The organism is Streptomyces sp. NTD91 (assembly GCF_059510455.1).
The window spans coordinates 253,793-271,492 of record NZ_JCAJZW010000002.1 but is presented as its reverse complement, the minus strand read 5'-3'; the positions used below and the strand labels follow the sequence as shown (position 1 = coordinate 271,492).

The following is a 17,700-nucleotide window of genomic DNA, read 5'->3' as shown; positions in this document are numbered from 1 at the left end:
GAACCCCGGCACACGCATGCGCCGTGAGTCCGGGGGAGACTAACAGCCGGGGACGACAACACCCCCCGCCGTTTTCCGTTTGTGACCGCCGTGGCCGGGGCGGCAGGGGGCTCAGAGCCGGTGTGCCGCCCCCGTGGGCGTGGCCCCCCGCGTGTCCAGCAGCAACTGGGCCTTCACCGACAGCCCCTGCAGGTCGTACGTCCGGTGCTGCTGGAGCAGGAGCGTGAGATCGGCGTCGGCGGCGGCCTCGTAGAGCGAGTCCGCGCGCGGGACCGGGCGGTCCAGGACGGTCCAGGAGGCCACGAGCGGGTCGTGGTAGCTCACCGAGGCGCCCAGCTCCATCAGCCGGATCGCGATCTCCTGGGCCGGTGTGCCCTGCTGGTCGGCGAGGTCGGGCTTGTAGGTGACGCCGAGCAGCAGCACGCGCGCGCCGCGGGCCGACTTGCCGTGTTCGTTGAGCAGGGTGGCGGCGCGCTGCACGACGTACCGGGGCATCCGGCTGTTGACCTGCTGGGCCAGTTCCACCATGCGCAGGGTGCGGGTGGCGTGGCCGGTCAGGTCCTGCGGGACGCCGTGCCCGCCGACGCCGGGTCCGGGGCGGAACGCCTGGAAGCCGAAGGGCTTGGTCTCGGCGCACCGGATGACGTCCCACAGGTCGACGCCCAGCTCGTGGCAGAGCACGGCCATCTCGTTGACGAGCGCGATGTTGACGTGCCGGAAGTTGGTCTCCAGCAACTGCACGGTCTCCGCCTCGCGCAGTCCACGCGCGCGTACCACCTTGTCGGTGAGCCGGCCGTAGAAGGCGGCGGCCGACTCGGTGCACGCGGGCGTGAGGCCGCCGATGACCTTGGGCGTGCCGGCAGGGGTGTGGTCGCGGTTGCCGGGGTCGACCCGGCTGGGCGAGTAGGCGAGGTGGAAGTCGCGGCCGGCGCGCAGCCCCGAGCCCTCCTCCAGCAGGGGGCGCAGGAAGTCCTCCGTAGCGCCGGGGAACACCGGAGACTCCAGGATGACCGTCGTGTGTGGACGCAGGTGCCCGGCCAGGGTGCGGGCGGCGGCCTCCACCTGGCCGAGGTCGAGTCCGCCGTCGGCGCCGCGCGGGGTCGGCGCACAGATCACCGCGGTGCGCACCCGCCCGAGCTGGGCCGGGTCGGTGCCGGGCCGGAATCCGCCCGAATGCATCCGGCGCAACTCGGCGGGGCTGAGCGAGCCCGCCTCGGGGCCGGTGGTGAAGCCGATGGTGGAGATGCCTGCGGCGACGGCGGCCTGGGCGAGCGGCAAGCCGTAGGGGCCGAGTCCGATGACGGCGAGGTCTGCGGGCATGGCGTGGGCCGTCCTTCCCGATAGCCGAAGCGGGACAGTTGCGCAACCGCTGTGGACGAGATGATCGCGTGCGATGTCAGGCTAGATACCCATATGACTGTTATGTGTGATTGTGTTTGTGTGTCTTGCAGCGGGTTGTGCGCGAGTTGTCCACAGGTCCGGATGCCGTGGTGGCTGAAGCCGGGCGACCCGGTCAGAATTTGGGCATGAGGAGGGAATGAACCGGGCTTCGCCCACCGGGGTGCGGCCGACGCGAGCGAGTCTGCGACAGCGGGAGGCAGCGTGAGGACAGCGACTCTGGGCCCGGCACAGCGCGCCGAGGCACTGGCGGCGATGGCGGAGCGGGAGCTGGACGTGCTGGTGATCGGCGGCGGAGTCGTCGGCGCGGGCACCGCGCTGGACGCCGTCACCCGTGGCCTGTCCACCGGTCTGGTCGAGGCCCGCGACTGGGCGTCCGGCACCTCCAGCCGGTCCAGCAAGCTGGTCCACGGCGGCCTGCGTTATCTGGAGATGCTCGACTTCGCGCTCGTCCGCGAGGCCCTGAAGGAGCGCGGCCTGCTCCTGGAGCGGCTCGCCCCGCACCTGGTCAAGCCGGTGCCGTTCCTGTACCCGCTGCAGCACAAGGGCTGGGAGCGGCTGTACGCGGGCTCGGGCGTCGCCCTGTACGACGCGATGTCCATGGCGCGCGGCCACGGCCGAGGCCTGCCCCTGCACCGGCACCTGAGTCTTCGTCAGGCCCTGCGCGTGGCCCCCTGCCTGAAGAAGGACGCCCTGGTCGGCGCCCTGCAGTACTACGACGCCCAGATGGACGACGCCCGTTTCGTGGCCACGCTGGTGCGCACGGCGGCGTCCTACGGCGCGAAGGCGGCCAACCGTGCGCGCGTGACCGGTTTCCTGCGCGAGGGCGAGCGGGTGGTCGGCGCACGGGTGCGGGACGTGGAGGGCGGCGGCGAGTACGAGATCCGCGCCCAGCAGGTCGTCAACGCCACCGGTGTGTGGACCGACGACACCCAGGCCATGGTGGGCGAGCGCGGTCAGTTCCATGTGCGCGCCTCCAAGGGCATCCACCTGGTCGTGCCCAAGGACCGCATCCACTCCACCACCGGCCTGATCCTGCGCACCGAGAAGTCCGTCCTCTTCGTCATCCCCTGGGGCCGGCACTGGATCGTCGGCACCACGGACACCGACTGGAGCCTGGACAAGGCCCACCCGGCCGCGTCCAGCGCCGACATCGACTACCTGCTGGAGCACGTCAACTCGGTGCTCGCGGTGCCCCTCGGTCGAGACGACGTGCAGGGGGTGTACGCCGGTCTGCGTCCCCTGCTCGCCGGCGAGTCCGACGCCACCAGCAAGCTGTCCCGCGAGCACACGGTGGCCCACCCGGTGCCGGGGCTCGTGGTCGTGGCGGGCGGCAAGTACACCACCTACCGCGTGATGGCCAAGGACGCGGTCGACGAGGCGGTGCACGGCCTGCACATGCGGGTCGCCGACTGTGTGACGGAGGAGACCCCGCTGCTGGGTGCGGAGGGCTACCACGCGCTGTGGAACGCACGCGCCCGGATCGCCGCCCGCACCGGACTGCACGTGGCCCGAGTGGAACACCTGCTGAACCGCTACGGCTCCATGACCGAGGAGGTCCTCGACCTCGTCACCGCCGACCCGGCCTTGGGCGAGCCGCTGCAGGCCGCAGACGACTACCTGCGCGCCGAAGTGGTGTACGCCGCCTCCCACGAGGGCGCCCGGCACCTGGACGACGTCCTCACCCGCCGCACCCGCATCTCCATCGAGACCTTCGACCGGGGCACCCGCAGCGCCCGCGAGGCGGCCGAGCTGATGGCGCCGGTCCTCGGCTGGGACAAGGACCAGACGGAGCGCGAGGTCCAGCACTACGAGAAGCGGGTGGAGGCCGAGCGTGAGTCCCAGCGCCAGCCGGACGATCTCACGGCGGACGCGGCACGGCTGGGCGCGCCGGACATCGTCCCGCTGTAGCGGCACCGGGCCCTGGCGGAACCCCGCGCGTCCGTCCCGGCCGCAGGGCCTGATACGGCGTCAACCTTCCGTTTCCTCCTGTCTTGCCGCCCCTCGTCCCAGTAGGCGGAGCGTTTGCTTCCGGTGACCTCCCGGTATGCGTGGCCCGGGCCGCGGACACGGGCACCCTGGGCGCTCGCCACTTGTCGGGTGAGAGACAATGGAGCCTCTGTCAGGGCGGGTTGTATGAGGGGACGCATGTCGGAGGCGGAGCGGGCGGGTACATCTCGCCAGGGGACTCGTCAGGACAAGAGCGAGCGCCGTCTTCTCGCCGGGCGGTACCGGCTGGGAGACGTGCTGGGCCGGGGCGGGATGGGCACGGTCTGGCGCGCCGAGGACGAGACCCTGGGCCGGACGGTCGCCGTCAAGGAGCTGCGGTTCCCGTCGAACATCGACGAGGAGGAGAAGCGGCGCCTGATCACGCGCACGCTGCGCGAGGCCAAGGCGATCGCCCGGATCCGCAACAACAGCGCGGTGACGGTGTTCGACGTGGTCGACGAGGACGACCGGCCGTGGATCGTCATGGAGTTGGTGGAGGGCAAGTCCCTCGCCGAGGTCATCCGCGAGGACGGCCTGCTGGAGCCGAGGCGCGCCGCCGAGGTCGGACTCGCCATCCTCGACGTGCTGCGCTCCGCGCACCGCGAGGGCATCCTGCACCGGGACGTGAAGCCGTCCAACGTGCTCATCGCCGAGGACGGCCGGGTCGTGCTCACCGACTTCGGCATCGCGCAGGTCGAGGGCGACCCCTCGATCACCTCCACCGGCATGCTCGTCGGCGCCCCCTCGTACATCTCCCCCGAGCGTGCCCGCGGCCACAAACCCGGCCCCGCGGCCGACCTGTGGTCGCTGGGCGGTCTGCTGTACGCGGCGGTCGAGGGCGTGCCCCCCTACGACAAGGGCTCGGCGATCGCCACACTCACCGCGGTGATGACCGAGCCGCTGGAGGAGCCCAAGAATGCGGGCCCGCTCAGGGACGTCATCCACGGCCTGCTCACCAAGGACCCGGCCAAGCGGCTCGACGACGCCGGGGCCCGGGCGATGCTCGACGCGGTGATCCACGCGCCCGAGCCGGAGCCGCTGGACGCCACGCGGGTGGTTCCGCTGCCGGCGCAGCCCGATCCCGCCGAGGACGGTCGGGGCGGGGGCAAGCGGGGGGAGGACCCCGCGGACAAGCTGCGCGGCGCGCTGCGTTCGGTTCGCAAGGCGGCCGGCGCGGCGACGTCGGCCCGGACGAAGAGCGACACGGCCGCGCCGCGACCCGGTGAGCCTGCGGGCCCGGGCGGTGCCGTGGCCGGGGCACGTCCCGGCATCCAGGGCGGGACGCGGCCGGTCTCCTCCGGCGGCCTCGGCGCCGGATCCGCCGGACGGCAGAGCGGTCCCGTCGCCGGTGCCGCCGCGGTACCGGACTCCAGCGCGAGCAAGCCCAGTTCGGGCTGGCCGGTGGTGCCGCCGCCGGACCTCGACCTGCCGCCACGACCGGTGCCCAGGGCGCCGCTGACCGACGTGGTGCCCCGGCGCACCCTGGTGATCATCGCCGTGGTGATCGCCCTCGCCGTGCTGGGCACCGTGCTGGCCCTCGCCTTCAACGGCGACGACAAGGGCGGCAAGAGTGGCGCGGCCAAGGCGGCGGCGAGTGCGAGCGCGTCCACCGAGCGGGACGAGCGCGACAAGGCGACGGGCGGCGCGGCCCGCACCGACGGGGCGAGCCCGTCGTCGGCCGGAGCCGGTTCCGCGTCGGGCACCGCCGTCGACGCGAGCTCCGGTTCCCAGGGCGGCACCGGCGCGCCGGTGGTGTCGACCCGCAAGGGCGGTCAGGGGTACTCGATCGGCCTGCCCAAGGGATGGTCGTACCAGTCCACCGACGGCGCGGGCGACCGCTACACGGGTCCCGACGGGCAGAAGCTGCTCATCGGCTGGACCGGCAGCCCCAAGGACGACCCGGTGGCGGACTGGGAGAACCAGGAGCACGCCATGGTGCGCGCCCAGTACCACCGGATCCGTATCGAGAAGGTGGACTACCGCAGCTGGAACACGGCCGACTGGGAGTTCACCTACGTGGACGGCGGCACCGAGTACCGCACCATCGACCGCGGGTTCGTGGTGGGCGGCCGTCTCGGTTACGGACTGATGTACACCGCGAAGGCCGCGAACTGGGACAGCGCGCTGCGCAAGGACACCTGGAAGACGCTCACCGGCTCGTTCAAGCCCAAGTCCTAGGCGACGAGCCCCGGTTTGGGCCCGGGAATCCGTCATCCACTCCGTGCGGGTCGCCTCCGGCACGTATCGTGAATGGTTGCGGACCGTACGCAGCCGGAAGCATGTGCGGAACGGGCCGCGAGGCGAACGGATGTGACCGACCAGGTGGCCGGGGGAGGCAACGTGGACGACTACGCGGGTCGGGTGCTCGCCGACCGCTACCGCCTGCCGCTGCCGCCGTCCGACGAGTACGAACTCACCGAGACCCGCGCCTTCGACACCTACAGCGGTCAGGAAGTGCTCGTCCGTCAGGTGCCGTTGCCGGAGGTCGTCGAGGCCGAGGTGCTGGACGCGGAGGGGCTGCCCGAGGGCTTCACAGCGCGTGAGCGCAGGGCGGCGGCCGGGCGGCGGCGGACGGCCGACACCCGGGCGGCAACCCGGCGGCCGTCCGACCCTGCCGTGCGGCGCGCCGTCGAGGCCGCGCAGGCGGCGGCCCGCATCCCCGACCATCCGCGCCTCGACCAGGTCTTCGACGTGTTCGCCGAGGGCGGGTCGCTGTGGATCGTCAGCGAGTTGGTGGCAGCGCGCCCGCTGGCCGCGCTGCTCGCCGAGCAGCCGCTTTCGCCGTACCGGGCGGCGGAGGTCGCCGCCGACGTTCTCATGGCGCTCCGGGTCCTGCACGGCCACGGCTGGGTACACCGCAACATCACCGCCCGTACGGTGCTGGTCTGCGACGACGGCCGGGTGATGCTCACCGGCCTCGCCGTCGGCGCCGCGGAGGAGGCGCTGTGCGGGTACGACCCGGTGCCGGCCCGGGAGGGTGCGGCGGAGGGCACGCCCGGCGCGGCGGCGGTGGCCGAAGGAGCGGGGCCGCAGGGCGCCCGCTCCGGCTCGGGCACGGAGCCGACGCCGCTCGCCGGGGACTGGGGGGAGACCGCCGGCGCGGAGATCCGCCCAGGTGGTACGACCGGTGGGGCGACCGGGGCGGTCGGACTTCCCTCCCAAGCCTCCACCGGGGTCCCTTCCGCCGACGTCGATCCCGAGGCCGCGCGCCGGGCCGCGATCCGGGCGAGGGCGGCCGGCGGGCTGCCGGGGCCGGGCGCCGACGAGGTGTCCGGTGGCAGCGGTGTGCCCGGCACCGCGGGACAGCGGCAGCTGGAGAACGGCGCGGACGTCCGTGCCGCCCGCGCGGGGGCCATCGCCGCGTACCGCGCGGGTGCGCGTGCCGCCGCGCGGGTGCAGGAGGCCCGGCAGAGCGGGCGCGCCGCCCTGCCCGGCGCCCGGCCGCCCGCCGAGGGCGACACCGGCGCAGACGGTACGGCGGCGCGGTCGCCGTATCCCGGCGGGCCGGACACCGCCACCCCGCCCGGACGGATCGCCGACCCCTACGGGGTGCGGGCCGCCCCCTGGCACGGCGCCTCCCCGCGCCCCGGTGCCGCCGAGGCCTCCCTGTCCCTGCCCGGTGCCCCCCAGCGCCCCGGCCTCCCCGCGGCACCCCGGGACCCCGGCCTCCCCTCCGTCCGCGGCCAGTTCCCGGCCCCGGCCACCATCCCCGGCGGCACCGGCCCCGGTCGCCCCGGCGACGACCCGGCTCCTGACGGCACCGGTCACGAGCGTCAGGGCTCCACCCGGCCCCCGGACGCCACCGGCCCCCTCCACCACGTCCCCCACTCCCACTGGAACGGCGCCGGAACTCCCCTGAGCGCGGCTCGGCGTGGCACCGGGACCGCGTTGGCGGCCGAGCGGGCGCGCCAGGTGCGGATGACCGTCGTGGGGCCGGTGACCGAGCGGTGGGCGCCGGAGCAGGCCGGACCCGTGCACGAGAACTGGCAGTTGGCGGCGCCGGTCGGACCCGCGACCGACCTCTGGGCGCTGGGCGCGCTGCTGTTCCGGGCGGTGCAGGGACACGCGCCGTACCCGGAGGAGGCGGCGGCCGAATTGGTGCAGCTGGTGTGCGCCGAGCCGCCCGCATTCGCCGAGGAGTGCGGCCCGCTCCGGCCGGTCGTGGAGTCGCTGCTGCGTCAGGACCCCACCGAACGCCCGGACTTCGAGGAGCTGAGCGGCTGGCTGCGCTCGCTGGTGCGCTCCGCGCCCGAACCGGACGCCGGCACCCGTGTCGTACCGGTGCCGCCCGCCGACCCCAGCCGGCTGCCGATCGTCCGGCGCCGCGGCGAGCTTGTGCGGATGCGGCGGCGGCGCGGACGGCTGCCCGAGGCCCCCCCGTCGCACGGCCGGCACAAGCGGGCCCCTGAACGCGCCCGGGAGGAGGCTCGCTCACCGCGCAGTCTCGGCCGGATCCTGCTCCTGCTGATCCTGCTCCTGCTGGCCGGTGCGATCGCCTACGCGATGCTGTTCATGCCCGAACAGGGAGGGAACGGCGCCGCGGGCAGCGAGCGTACCGGCGCCGCCGGACAGGTCGGCCCCGCGCCCTCGCACACCTCGCAGCCCGCTCCGGCGCAGCACGGCACCCCCTCCGCCTCCGCCCCCGCCACCGAGCCGCAGACCGGCGGCGACTCCTCCTCCGCCGACGGCTTCACCCTGCGCAAGGACCCCGAGGGGTTCACGGTCGCCGTCGCCGAGGGCTGGGCCCGCGCCCCGAAGAACGGCAGCGGTGAAGTGGTGTACTCGCACGGGAACTTCGAGCTGATCGTCGTCCCCGGACGGGACAGCGCCTCCGCCTACGGCAGTGACCCGATGGCCTATCAGCGCGACAAGGAGAGCGAACTCCAGCCGTACCGCGACTCCAGCTGGGCCACGGCCACCGGACTGCGAACCATCGAGGTGGGCGGCCGGACCATGGCCGAGGGACAGTTCACCTGGACCGACGGCCAGGGCCGCGACCTGTTCGTGCGGAACATGGCGATCCTGCTGAACGGCCGCTACCACATCGTCCAGGTGCGCGGCCCGGAGGCCCAGCGGGACCAGGTGACCCAGCTGTACGAGCAGGCCACGGCGACGTACCGCTACACGGGTTGAGCGCCGCGTATACCGGGTGACCGGTCGTGGCCGGTTCGGGCGGCGACAAGCGTCACAGTGCTGTCACCTTGGTACCCCGCTGGTTCCCAGCGGGTGGACCGGTCCTTAGTCTGACCCTGTCAAGAGCATTGCGGGGAAACGTGAATCAGATGCAGGGCCTGCTGATAGCGGGCCGCTACCGGCTCGCCGATTCCATCGGCAGCGGCGGCATGGGCCGGGTGTGGCGCGCCCACGACGAGGTGCTGCACCGGACGGTCGCCGTCAAGGAGTTGACTGCCGCGCTCTACGTCTCCGACAGCGACCGGGCCGTCCTCCTCGCTCGCACCCGGGCGGAGGCCCGCGCCGCCGCGCGCATCAACCACTCCGCCGTCGTCACCGTGCACGACGTCCTGGAACACGACGGCCGGCCGTGGATCGTCATGGAACTGGTCGAGGGCAACTCGCTGGCCGACGCCGTCAAGGAGCAGGGCCGGGTCGAGCCGCGCGAGGCGGCGCGCATCGGACTGTGGGTGCTGCGGGCGCTGCGTGCCGCGCACGCCGCCGGCGTGCTGCACCGGGACGTCAAGCCCGGCAACGTCCTGCTCGGCCGCGACGGCCGGGTGCTGCTCACCGACTTCGGCATCGCCCAGATCGAGGGCGACTCCACCATCACGCGTACCGGAGAGGTCGTCGGCTCGGTCGACTACCTCGCCCCCGAGCGGGTGCGCGGCCAGGATCCCGGCCCCTCCTCGGACCTGTGGGCGCTCGGCGCCACGCTGTACACGGCGGTCGAGGGCCGTTCGCCGTTCCGCCGCACCTCACCGCTGAGCACCATGCAGGCGGTCGTCGAGGAGGAGGCCACCGAACCGCGGTACGCAGGTCCGCTCGGCCCTGTCATCACCGCCCTGCTGCAGAAGGACTCGGCACGACGGCCCGGCGCGGACGAGACGGAGCAGATGCTCGCCGAAGCCGCGGAGGGGCGGCGGCCGAGCGCGGCGCAGGTGTACGTGCCCACGCAGCACGGCCGCTTCCAGTCCGAGGCGCAGACGGGCCCCACGCGCGGCGGCGCGGAGAGGACCACCGGAACGCCGCATCCGCCGGTGACCGGGCCGACGCGGGTCGCCGGTCCGTTCGGCACGGGTCCCGGGCACCACACGCCCGTCCCGCAGGGGCAGCCGGTACGGCCGCCCAAGCGCCGCAGGCTGCGCACGCTCGCCCTGGTGGTCGCCCTCGCCGCGATCGTCGGCGGAGGTGTGGCGGTCGTGCTGCAGCAGTTCGGCACGGGCAGCCACGGCGCCTCGGCCTCTGTGTCGTTGGATCCGAGTGCCGGTCCCGATGCCGGTGCCACGCCGGGCGGCAAGGGCGCTCAGGGGGCGGTTCCCGTCGGTTGGGAGCGGCGTCACGACCCGGTGGGCTTCAGCATCTCGCTGCCCAAGGGGTGGAAGCGGTCCGTCTCCATCGACCAGGACGGCCTCCGGCAGGTCGACTACTCGCCCGACAAGGGCAAGCACCTCGTGCGGGTCGCCGTCGACACCGCGCCGGACTTCCGCACCTCGTACGAGCACATGAGCAACCTGGACCAGCAGGTCTCACGGCGGCTGCTGGACTACAAGCGGCTGAGCCTCAAGGAGGAGCCTTTCCGCGACCTGCCGGGCGTCCGCTGGGAGTACACGTGGAACGCGTTGGCCAAGGACCCGCCGCACTACTTCCCGGGGCCCTACCACGCGATCGACGTCGCGTACATGGAGAATGACGGCACCGAGTACGCCATCTACGCGGCCTCGCCGGCCGACGACTGGGCCTCCACCAGAAAGCAGTTCGACTGGATCCTGCGGGGCTTCCAAGAGCACTGATCCGAGTGGAACGGAAGGTTCCGCTGTCGGCGTGGTCGCTCTCGTCGCCCCGGAGCGGGTGCGGGGGAAGCGGCCGGGTCCTGCCTCCGATCCGCCCTCCGCTCGATGCCGTCCGGCGCCGGCCTCGGTCGCGGGGCCGCCGGCCGACATCACCAAGGGGCCCGTGGGCCGACCCCGTACAGGAAAAGGTAAGGGTTTCGTGATTCACAGGACAGCATGATTCAAGCCACCCGTTTTGTCCTGTATGGCGCGCCTGCCTCGGTGATTTGCCATGCTTTGCATCTTTTTCAAGACATGTTGTGGCCGAAAATGATCGCCCTGGCCGCCCGCCCGACCTGGTCACGCAGCCGAGAACGGGCCGAACTCACCGGCTCCCAGGAGCCCTCGCGCGCCACCGGGCCGCTGGTGTGCCGAGCCGGTCGCTCCCGGATCTGCATGGACAACGCGGGCCGGCGCGGTCCGCGCCGAGGCTGAGATCCCCGGAGCGTGCCACCGGCTGCCTCGGGGCAACGGCATACTTGGCCGATCGCCGTCCCGGAAGGCGTCCGTCCGATGCGGCATGATGGGGCGCATGGGGACCGAGGGGGACGTCTTCCGTGTGATCGCGGGCCGTTACCGCCTGGAGGCACGCATCGGGCGCGGCGGCATGGGCGTCGTGTGGCGGGCCGTCGACGAGGTGCTGGGCCGGCGTGTCGCGGTCAAGGAACTCCTCCCGGACGACGCCCTCGCCGAGGAGGACGCCCGGCGGCGCCGGGACCGCACCTTTCGCGAGGCCCGGGCCGTGGCCCAGTTGCGGCATCCGCACATCATCGTCGTGCACGACGTGGTGCAGCAGGACGAGCGGCCCTACCTGGTCATGGAGTTGATCGAGGGCACTTCGCTCGCCGACCGGATCGCCCGGGACGGGCCGGTCGACGCCGCCGAGGCCGCCCGGATCGGTGTCGCCCTGCTCAGCGCGGTGCGCACCGCGCACGACGCGGGGGTCCTGCACCGGGACATCAAGCCCGCGAACGTGCTGATCGAGTCGGGCACCGGCCGCGTCGTGCTGACGGACTTCGGCATCGCTCAGGTCGCGGGGGCCACCACGCTCACCGAGACCGGCTCCTTCGTCGGCTCGCCCGAATACACCGCGCCGGAGCGGATGTCGGGGCTGCACACCGGCCCGGAGTCCGACCTGTGGTCGCTGGGCGCACTGCTGTGCACGGTGCTCAGCGGGGAGTCGCCGTTCCGGCGCGACTCGCTCGGCGGCATCCTGCACGCCGTGGTCGCCGCCGAGATCCGGCCACCCGACGAGGCCGGGCCACTGCTGCCGGTCGTACGGGGGCTGCTGGAACGCGACCCCGACCGGCGGCTCGGCGCGGCCGAGGCCGAGCGGATGCTGCGGACGTACCTGGAGACGGGCCGGACGCCTCAGGCGGACCCGTCGCCCGGCGCCGCCACCGCCTCGGGCCTGATGCACCGGATCGGCGCGGGCCTCACCCCGAGGTCCGCGGCGACGAGCCGTGCGCACCAGGCCGGCGCGCCGTACTCGCCGACCCAGCAGGACCTTCCGCACGGTGAGGCGCGACCGTCGGCCGGTTCCGCGCCGGCCGCCCAGCCCGCCTCGGCCCGGACGCCTTCCCCGCGCGGGGTGCTGGTCGCGGCCCTGCTCGTCGCGGCGCTGGCCGGGGCCGGGGTGTCGGCGGCGGCACTGCTGCTGCACCAGGACGGCGGCGGGGGCGGGGGCAGCCCCGGCGGTACGGCCACCTCGCCCGCGACCGGGACCGGGACGAGCACCACCGCGCCCTCCACGGCCCCCGCCTCCACCACGGCACGCCCGACCGCCACCGGCTCGGCCCGTACCGACTCGCCCACCGCGCCCTCCGGTTACCGCACGGCCCGTGACCCGGCCGGCTTCTCCCTCGCCGTACCGGACGACTTCACCCGCAGTCCGCAGGGCGAGCGCGTCTTCTATCTCTCACCGGGCAGCACCTTCCGGCTCGGCATCAAGGTCGCCGAGCCCCAACCCGGCGGCCCGCAGGCCGTGATGGAGCGCTCCGCCGCCGACGGCCCGTCCACCAACCCCGGTTACCACGACGGCCGGGTCACCCGCACCACGCACGACGGACACCCGGCCGCACTGTGGGAGTTCACCTGGAACGGCTTCAGCGGCGCGGAGGGCCCGCGCCACACCTACGACCTGTGCTGGGAGGAGGGCGGGCGGATGTACGACGTGTGGGTGTCGGCGCCGGTCGGCGAGGTGCGCGAGGCGCGGGAGCACTTCGACGTGGCGGTCGACACCTTCCGGCCCGGTTCCTGAACGGCCGCTCGGTCACGGGGCCGTGACCGGTTCGCCCTGCCTGCGTCTGCGGATGCAGGTGCCGCGACACGGACGACACATGAGCCGAGACGGGGAGTCGGGCACCCACCACGGCCGGGCTGCTCCGACCGGCCGCGTTCCCCTTCGACAAGGGCATGGTGTGCACGGTACTCATGTGACATGAGTGGAGACGGCGAACACCCGCCCGACGCACGACTGATCGGGGGCCGCTACCGGCTGGCCGGACGCCTCGGATCGGGGCCCGCCGGAACCGTCTGGCGGGCCTGGGACCTGCACGACGACGGCGCCCAAGTCGCTCTCAAGGAGCCGGCGCTGCCCGGTGATCCGGCAGGTGACGAGGACAGCCGCCGTATCGCCCACCGCCTCCACCGCGAAGCCCGCGCCGCCGCCCGGGTGCGCCATCCCTGCGCCGTCACGGTGTACGACGTCGTCATCGAAGGCGATGTCCCGTGGACCGTCAGGGAGTTGGTGGAGGGCGAGTCGCTGCGGGAGATCCTGCGGCGCGGCCCGCTCCCGGTCGCGGAGGCCGCCCGGATCGGGCTCGCCGTCATCGGGGCGCTGCGCGCCGCACACGCCGTCGGCATCGTGCACCGGGACGTCAAACCGACCAACGTGCTGCTGGAGTCCGGCACCGGGCGAGTGGTCGTCACCGACTTCGGAACCGGTGCCGGGCACCGGACGGACGCGCCCGCCGGTTTCGTCGCCCCCGAGCGGGCCGCCGGGCCCGGCGCCGGGCCCGCCTCCGACCTGTGGTCCCTCGGAGTCCTGCTGCGCGCCGCCCTCGCGGACACGGACCCCGGCCCGCTGGGCCCCCTGCTCGACCGGCTGCGCGCCGACGAGCCAGAGGCACGGCCGGGAGCCGAGGAGGTGACGGCGGCACTGCGGGAGTACTTCGGCCGCACGTCCGTGGACACGGAGGCCTGCGCACCGGGCCACGCTCATGCCACACCCCCCGGTACCGCTCCGCCTCGCCCGGCGACCACCGCCCCCGGTCCGGACGCCTCGCAAGTCCCCGCCTCCGCCGCGCCGCGTCGCCGCACCCCCCGCACCGCCCTCGGGATGCTCCTGGCGAAAAAAGCCGGACTCGGCTGATCCTTCCGCTCATCACCGTGTCAACGCCCTGATCAGCACATTCGCTGCCAGTGATCACTGGCATCGTGTGGGTACTCGGTGAATCCCCATTACCGACGGGTACACAAAGGCCGCGACGCGGCATACCCTGCGCGTCATGACGGACACGCAGGCCCCGGACAGCACCGGCACCAACCCGCTCGCGCCCGCCCCCGAAGGTGTGCGCACCGCCGCCGACGTGGTCACGCCGGAACTGGTGGCCCAGCTCACCAAGGGCGTCACCGGCTCCGGCCGTACCGCCAACCACACACCGTTCACCGGCGAGAAGCTGGCCGACCTGCCCGAGTCCACGCCCGAGGACGTCCAGCGGGCCTTCGAGGCCGCGCGCGCCGCCCAGGCCGTGTGGGAGAAGACCCCGGTACGGCAGCGGGCGGCCGTCCTGCTGCGCTTCCACGACCTGGTGCTCCAGCGGCAGGCCGAGGTTCTCGACCTGATCCAGCTGGAGACCGGCAAGGCCCGGCTGCACGCGCACGAGGAGGTGCAGGCCGTCGCCGTCGCGGCCCGCCACTACGGCCGCCGGGCAGCCGCCTATCTGCGGCCGAAGCGGCACACCGGCGCCGTCCCCGCGCTCACGAAGGTCACCGAGATCCGCCACCCGCGCGGTGTCGTGGGCCAGGTCGCCCCCTGGAACTACCCCCTGGAGCTGTCCGTCGGCGACGCGCTGCCCGCCTTCGTGGCCGGCAACGCGGTCGTGATGAAGCCGGACACCGAGACCTGCCTGACCGCCCTGTGGGCGCGTGACCTGCTGATCGAGGCCGGGCTGCACGAGGGCGTCTTCCAGGTGGTGCTCGGTGAGGGCCCGGTCGTCGGCCCCGAGCTGGTCAGGCACGCCGACTACGTCTCGTTCACCGGCTCCACCCGCACCGGCCGCGAGGTCGCCCAGGGCGCCGCCGCCCGCCTGGTCGGCGTCTCCCTCGAACTCGGCGGCAAGAACGCCATGCTGGTCCTCGACGACGCCGACGTCGAGAAGGCCGCCGCAGGCGCCGTACGCGCCTGCTTCTCCTCCGCCGGACAGCTGTGCATCTCCATCGAGCGGCTCTACGTCCACGAGTCGATCGCCGATGCCTTCCTGGAGCGCTTCGCCGCACGCACCAAGGCCATGCGGCTCGGCAACTCTCTCGCCTACGGTGCGGACATGGGGTCGCTGGTCGGCGAGCGCCAGCTGAAGACCGTCCAGCGGCATGTCGAGGAGGCCGTCGCGAAGGGCGCGAAGGTGATCGCGGGCGGGGTCGCCCGGCCGGACATCGGCCCGTACTTCTTCGAGCCGACCATCCTGGACGGCGTGGAGGGCTCCATGTCCGTGTGCGAGGAGGAGACCTTCGGGCCGGTCGTCTCGATCTACCGCTTCACGACCGACGACGAGGCGGTCGAGCGCGCCAACGCCACCCCGTACGGCCTCAACGCCTCCGTCTGGACGGACAACGCCCGGCGCGGCCGGGAGATCGCCGCCCGCCTGCGCACGGGCACGGTCAACGTCAACGAGGGCTACGCGCCCGCCTACGGCAGCGTGCAGTCCCCGATGGGCGGCATGAAGGACTCCGGCCTCGGCCGCCGCCACGGCTCCGAGGGCATCCTCAAGTACACGGAGGCCCAGACGGTGGCCCAGCAGCGGCTGCTGCCCATGGCGCCCTCCCTGGGCATGACGGACGAGGGCTACGCCCGGTTCATGAGCACGAGTCTGCGGCTGATGAAGGCGTTCCGGTTCCGCTAGAAGTCCCCCCGTCCGCCGACTCCGTTCGGAAAACCCCGTTCTCGACGAGGAGAGCACGTGTCGCAGGAGAAGTCCGTCCAGACCCGGGACGAGAACGGGTACGACTACGACGTCATCGTGGTCGGTTCGGGGTTCGGCGGTTCGGTGTCCGCCCTGCGCCTGACCGAGAAGGGATACCGGGTCGGTGTGCTCGAAGCGGGCCGCCGTTTCACCCGCGACTCCCTGCCGAAGAACTCCTGGGACCTCAAGAACTACCTGTGGGCCCCGAGGCTCGGCATGTTCGGCATCCAGCGCATCCACCTGCTCGGCAACGTGATGGTGCTGGCCGGCGCGGGCGTCGGCGGCGGTTCGCTCAACTACGCCAACACCCTCTACGTCCCGCCGAAGGCCTTCTTCGACGACCCGCAGTGGCGCCACATCACCGACTGGCAGGAGGAGCTGAAGCCGTACTACGACCAGGCCCAGCGCATGCTCGGGGTACGGATCAACCCGACGATGACCCCTTCCGACGTGCACCTGAAGGCGGCGGCGCAGCGGATGGGCGTCGGCGACACCTTCCACCTCGCCCCGGTCGGAGTGTTCTTCGGCGACGGCAAGGACGCCGACGGCAAGACCAGGGCCCGGCCCGGCGAGCAGGTGAACGACCCGTACTTCGGCGGCGCGGGCCCGGCCCGCAGCGCCTGCACCGAGTGCGGCGAGTGCATGACCGGCTGCCGGCACGGCGCGAAGAACACCCTCAACGAGAACTACCTCCACCTCGCCGAGAAGGCGGGCGCGGTGGTCCACCCCATGACGACGGTCGTGTCCGTCACGGACGACTCGCGGGGCGGGTACGCGGTGGCGACCCTGCCGACGGACCGGAAGAAGAAGGGCGAGGGCAGGCTCTTCACCGCGCGCAGGGTCGTCCTCGCGGCCGGTACCTACGGCACGCAGACCCTGCTGCACCGGATGAAGGCCGGCGGCCAACTGCCGTACCTCTCCCCGCGCCTCGGCGATCTGACCCGCACCAACTCCGAGGCACTGGTCGGCGCACAGACCGACAACCGCCGCTACCGCAAGGCGACCGGCGAGCCGAAGGCCGACTTCACGCGGGGTGTCGCGATCACGTCCTCCATCCACCCCGACGAGAACACCCACATCGAGCCGGTCCGCTACGGCAAGGGCTCGAACTCCATGGGCGGTCTGTCGATCCTCCAGGTGCCCTACGCCGAGGGCTCCTCCCGCGTGCTGGCCTGGCTGGCGAACGCGGCCCGGCACCCGATGCTGGTCCTGCGCTCCCTGTCCAACCGGCGCTGGTCCGAGCGGACCATCATCGGCCTGGTCATGCAGTCCCTGGACAACTCCCTGACGACGTATCTGAAGCCGGGTGGCGTCGGCAAGGGCCTGCTGACCGCCCGCCAGGGGCACGGCGCTCCGAACCCCAGGCAGATCAAGGCCGCGACGGAGGCGGCCTCCGCGCTGGCCGCCGAGATCAACGGCTTCGCCGGCAGCAACGTCGGCGAGCTGATGGGCACCCCGCTCACCGCGCACTTCCTCGGGGGCTGCCCCATCGGCGACTCCCCGGAGACCGGTGTGATCGACGCGTACCACCGGCTGTACGGCCACCCCGGCATCTCCGTCGTGGACGGCGCCGCGGTCTCGGCGAACCTGGGCGTGAACCCGTCGCTGACGATCACCGCGCAGGCCGAGCGCGCGATGTCCTTCTGGCCGAACGAGGGGGAGGACGACCCGCGTCCGGCGCAGGGCGCGGCGTACGAGCGGCTGAAGCCGGTGGAGCCGCAGGCCCCGGCGGTCCCGGCGGAGGCGTTCGGTGCGCTGCGGCTGCCGTTCCTGGGGGTGCCGGCCGTACCGCCGAAGAAGTAGCACGGACCCGGAGGAGATCCGGGAAGACGGGAAGAGGAAGAGGGACCTGCATCCCCCTCCGAAGGCAGGTCCCTCTTACCGGTCTGTCGATCCGGCCCGCTCGCGTTCGTGATCCGGCCGAATCCTGATTCGGCAGGTTTGATCGGTGAGGGCCGCCAAGGGTTGCCCCGGCATACGGAATACTCGTGTGGCATGAGTCACAGGGCCGCCGGGCGTCGGTGGGGGCTGGTGGCCGCGGCATGACGAAGGGCCCCGCGGGACGGAGAGACCGCGGGGCCCTTCTGATGGCCAGCACCGGCGTCAGGGGAGCGCCGGTGCCCGGG

9 protein-coding genes are annotated in these 17,700 nt (G+C 73.1%); 8 read left to right on the top strand and 1 reads right to left on the bottom strand.

Going from position 1 to position 17,700, the window contains the following annotated elements:
• Window positions 1–111 precede the first annotated feature (111 nt).
• Entirely contained in the window at window positions 112–1,320 is a 1,209-nt protein-coding gene (locus AC5WRT_RS03855) for a nucleotide sugar dehydrogenase (protein WP_496092980.1), read from the bottom strand.
• A gap of 282 nt (window positions 1,321–1,602) precedes the next feature.
• Between AC5WRT_RS03855 and AC5WRT_RS03850 the strand changes: the two genes are divergently transcribed.
• The 8 genes from AC5WRT_RS03850 (at window position 1,603) to AC5WRT_RS03815 (ending at window position 17,377) form a co-directional block, all read left to right on the top strand.
• On the top strand, window positions 1,603–3,309 hold the full coding sequence (locus AC5WRT_RS03850) for a glycerol-3-phosphate dehydrogenase/oxidase (protein WP_496092979.1): 1,707 nt from the start codon (window positions 1,603–1,605) through the stop codon (window positions 3,307–3,309).
• A 237-nt stretch (window positions 3,310–3,546) separates the two neighbouring features.
• Window positions 3,547–5,565 (top strand): serine/threonine-protein kinase, encoded by a 2,019-nt coding sequence (locus tag AC5WRT_RS03845; protein ID WP_496099925.1) that lies wholly within the window; start codon window positions 3,547–3,549, stop codon window positions 5,563–5,565.
• 132 nt (window positions 5,566–5,697) lie between these two features.
• Entirely contained in the window at window positions 5,698–8,520 is a 2,823-nt protein-coding gene (locus tag AC5WRT_RS03840) for a serine/threonine kinase C-terminal domain-containing protein (protein ID WP_496099924.1), read from the top strand.
• 149 nt (window positions 8,521–8,669) lie between these two features.
• Window positions 8,670–10,352, top strand: coding sequence for a serine/threonine-protein kinase (locus tag AC5WRT_RS03835; protein WP_496099944.1), 1,683 nt, complete (start codon window positions 8,670–8,672; stop codon window positions 10,350–10,352).
• Window positions 10,353–10,923: 571 nt separating this feature from the next.
• A complete protein-coding gene (locus tag AC5WRT_RS03830; protein WP_496092976.1) occupies window positions 10,924–12,651 on the top strand; it encodes a serine/threonine-protein kinase in 1,728 nt (575 codons plus the stop codon).
• A gap of 180 nt (window positions 12,652–12,831) precedes the next feature.
• On the top strand, window positions 12,832–13,764 hold the full coding sequence (locus AC5WRT_RS03825; RefSeq protein WP_496092975.1) for a serine/threonine-protein kinase: 933 nt from the start codon (window positions 12,832–12,834) through the stop codon (window positions 13,762–13,764).
• Between the two features lie 136 nt (window positions 13,765–13,900).
• A complete protein-coding gene (locus AC5WRT_RS03820) occupies window positions 13,901–15,514 on the top strand; it encodes a succinic semialdehyde dehydrogenase (protein WP_496092974.1) in 1,614 nt (537 codons plus the stop codon).
• Window positions 15,515–15,571: 57 nt separating this feature from the next.
• Window positions 15,572–17,377, top strand: coding sequence for a GMC family oxidoreductase N-terminal domain-containing protein (locus AC5WRT_RS03815; RefSeq protein ID WP_496092973.1), 1,806 nt, complete (start codon window positions 15,572–15,574; stop codon window positions 17,375–17,377).
• The last annotated feature ends 323 nt before the right edge of the window (window positions 17,378–17,700 follow it).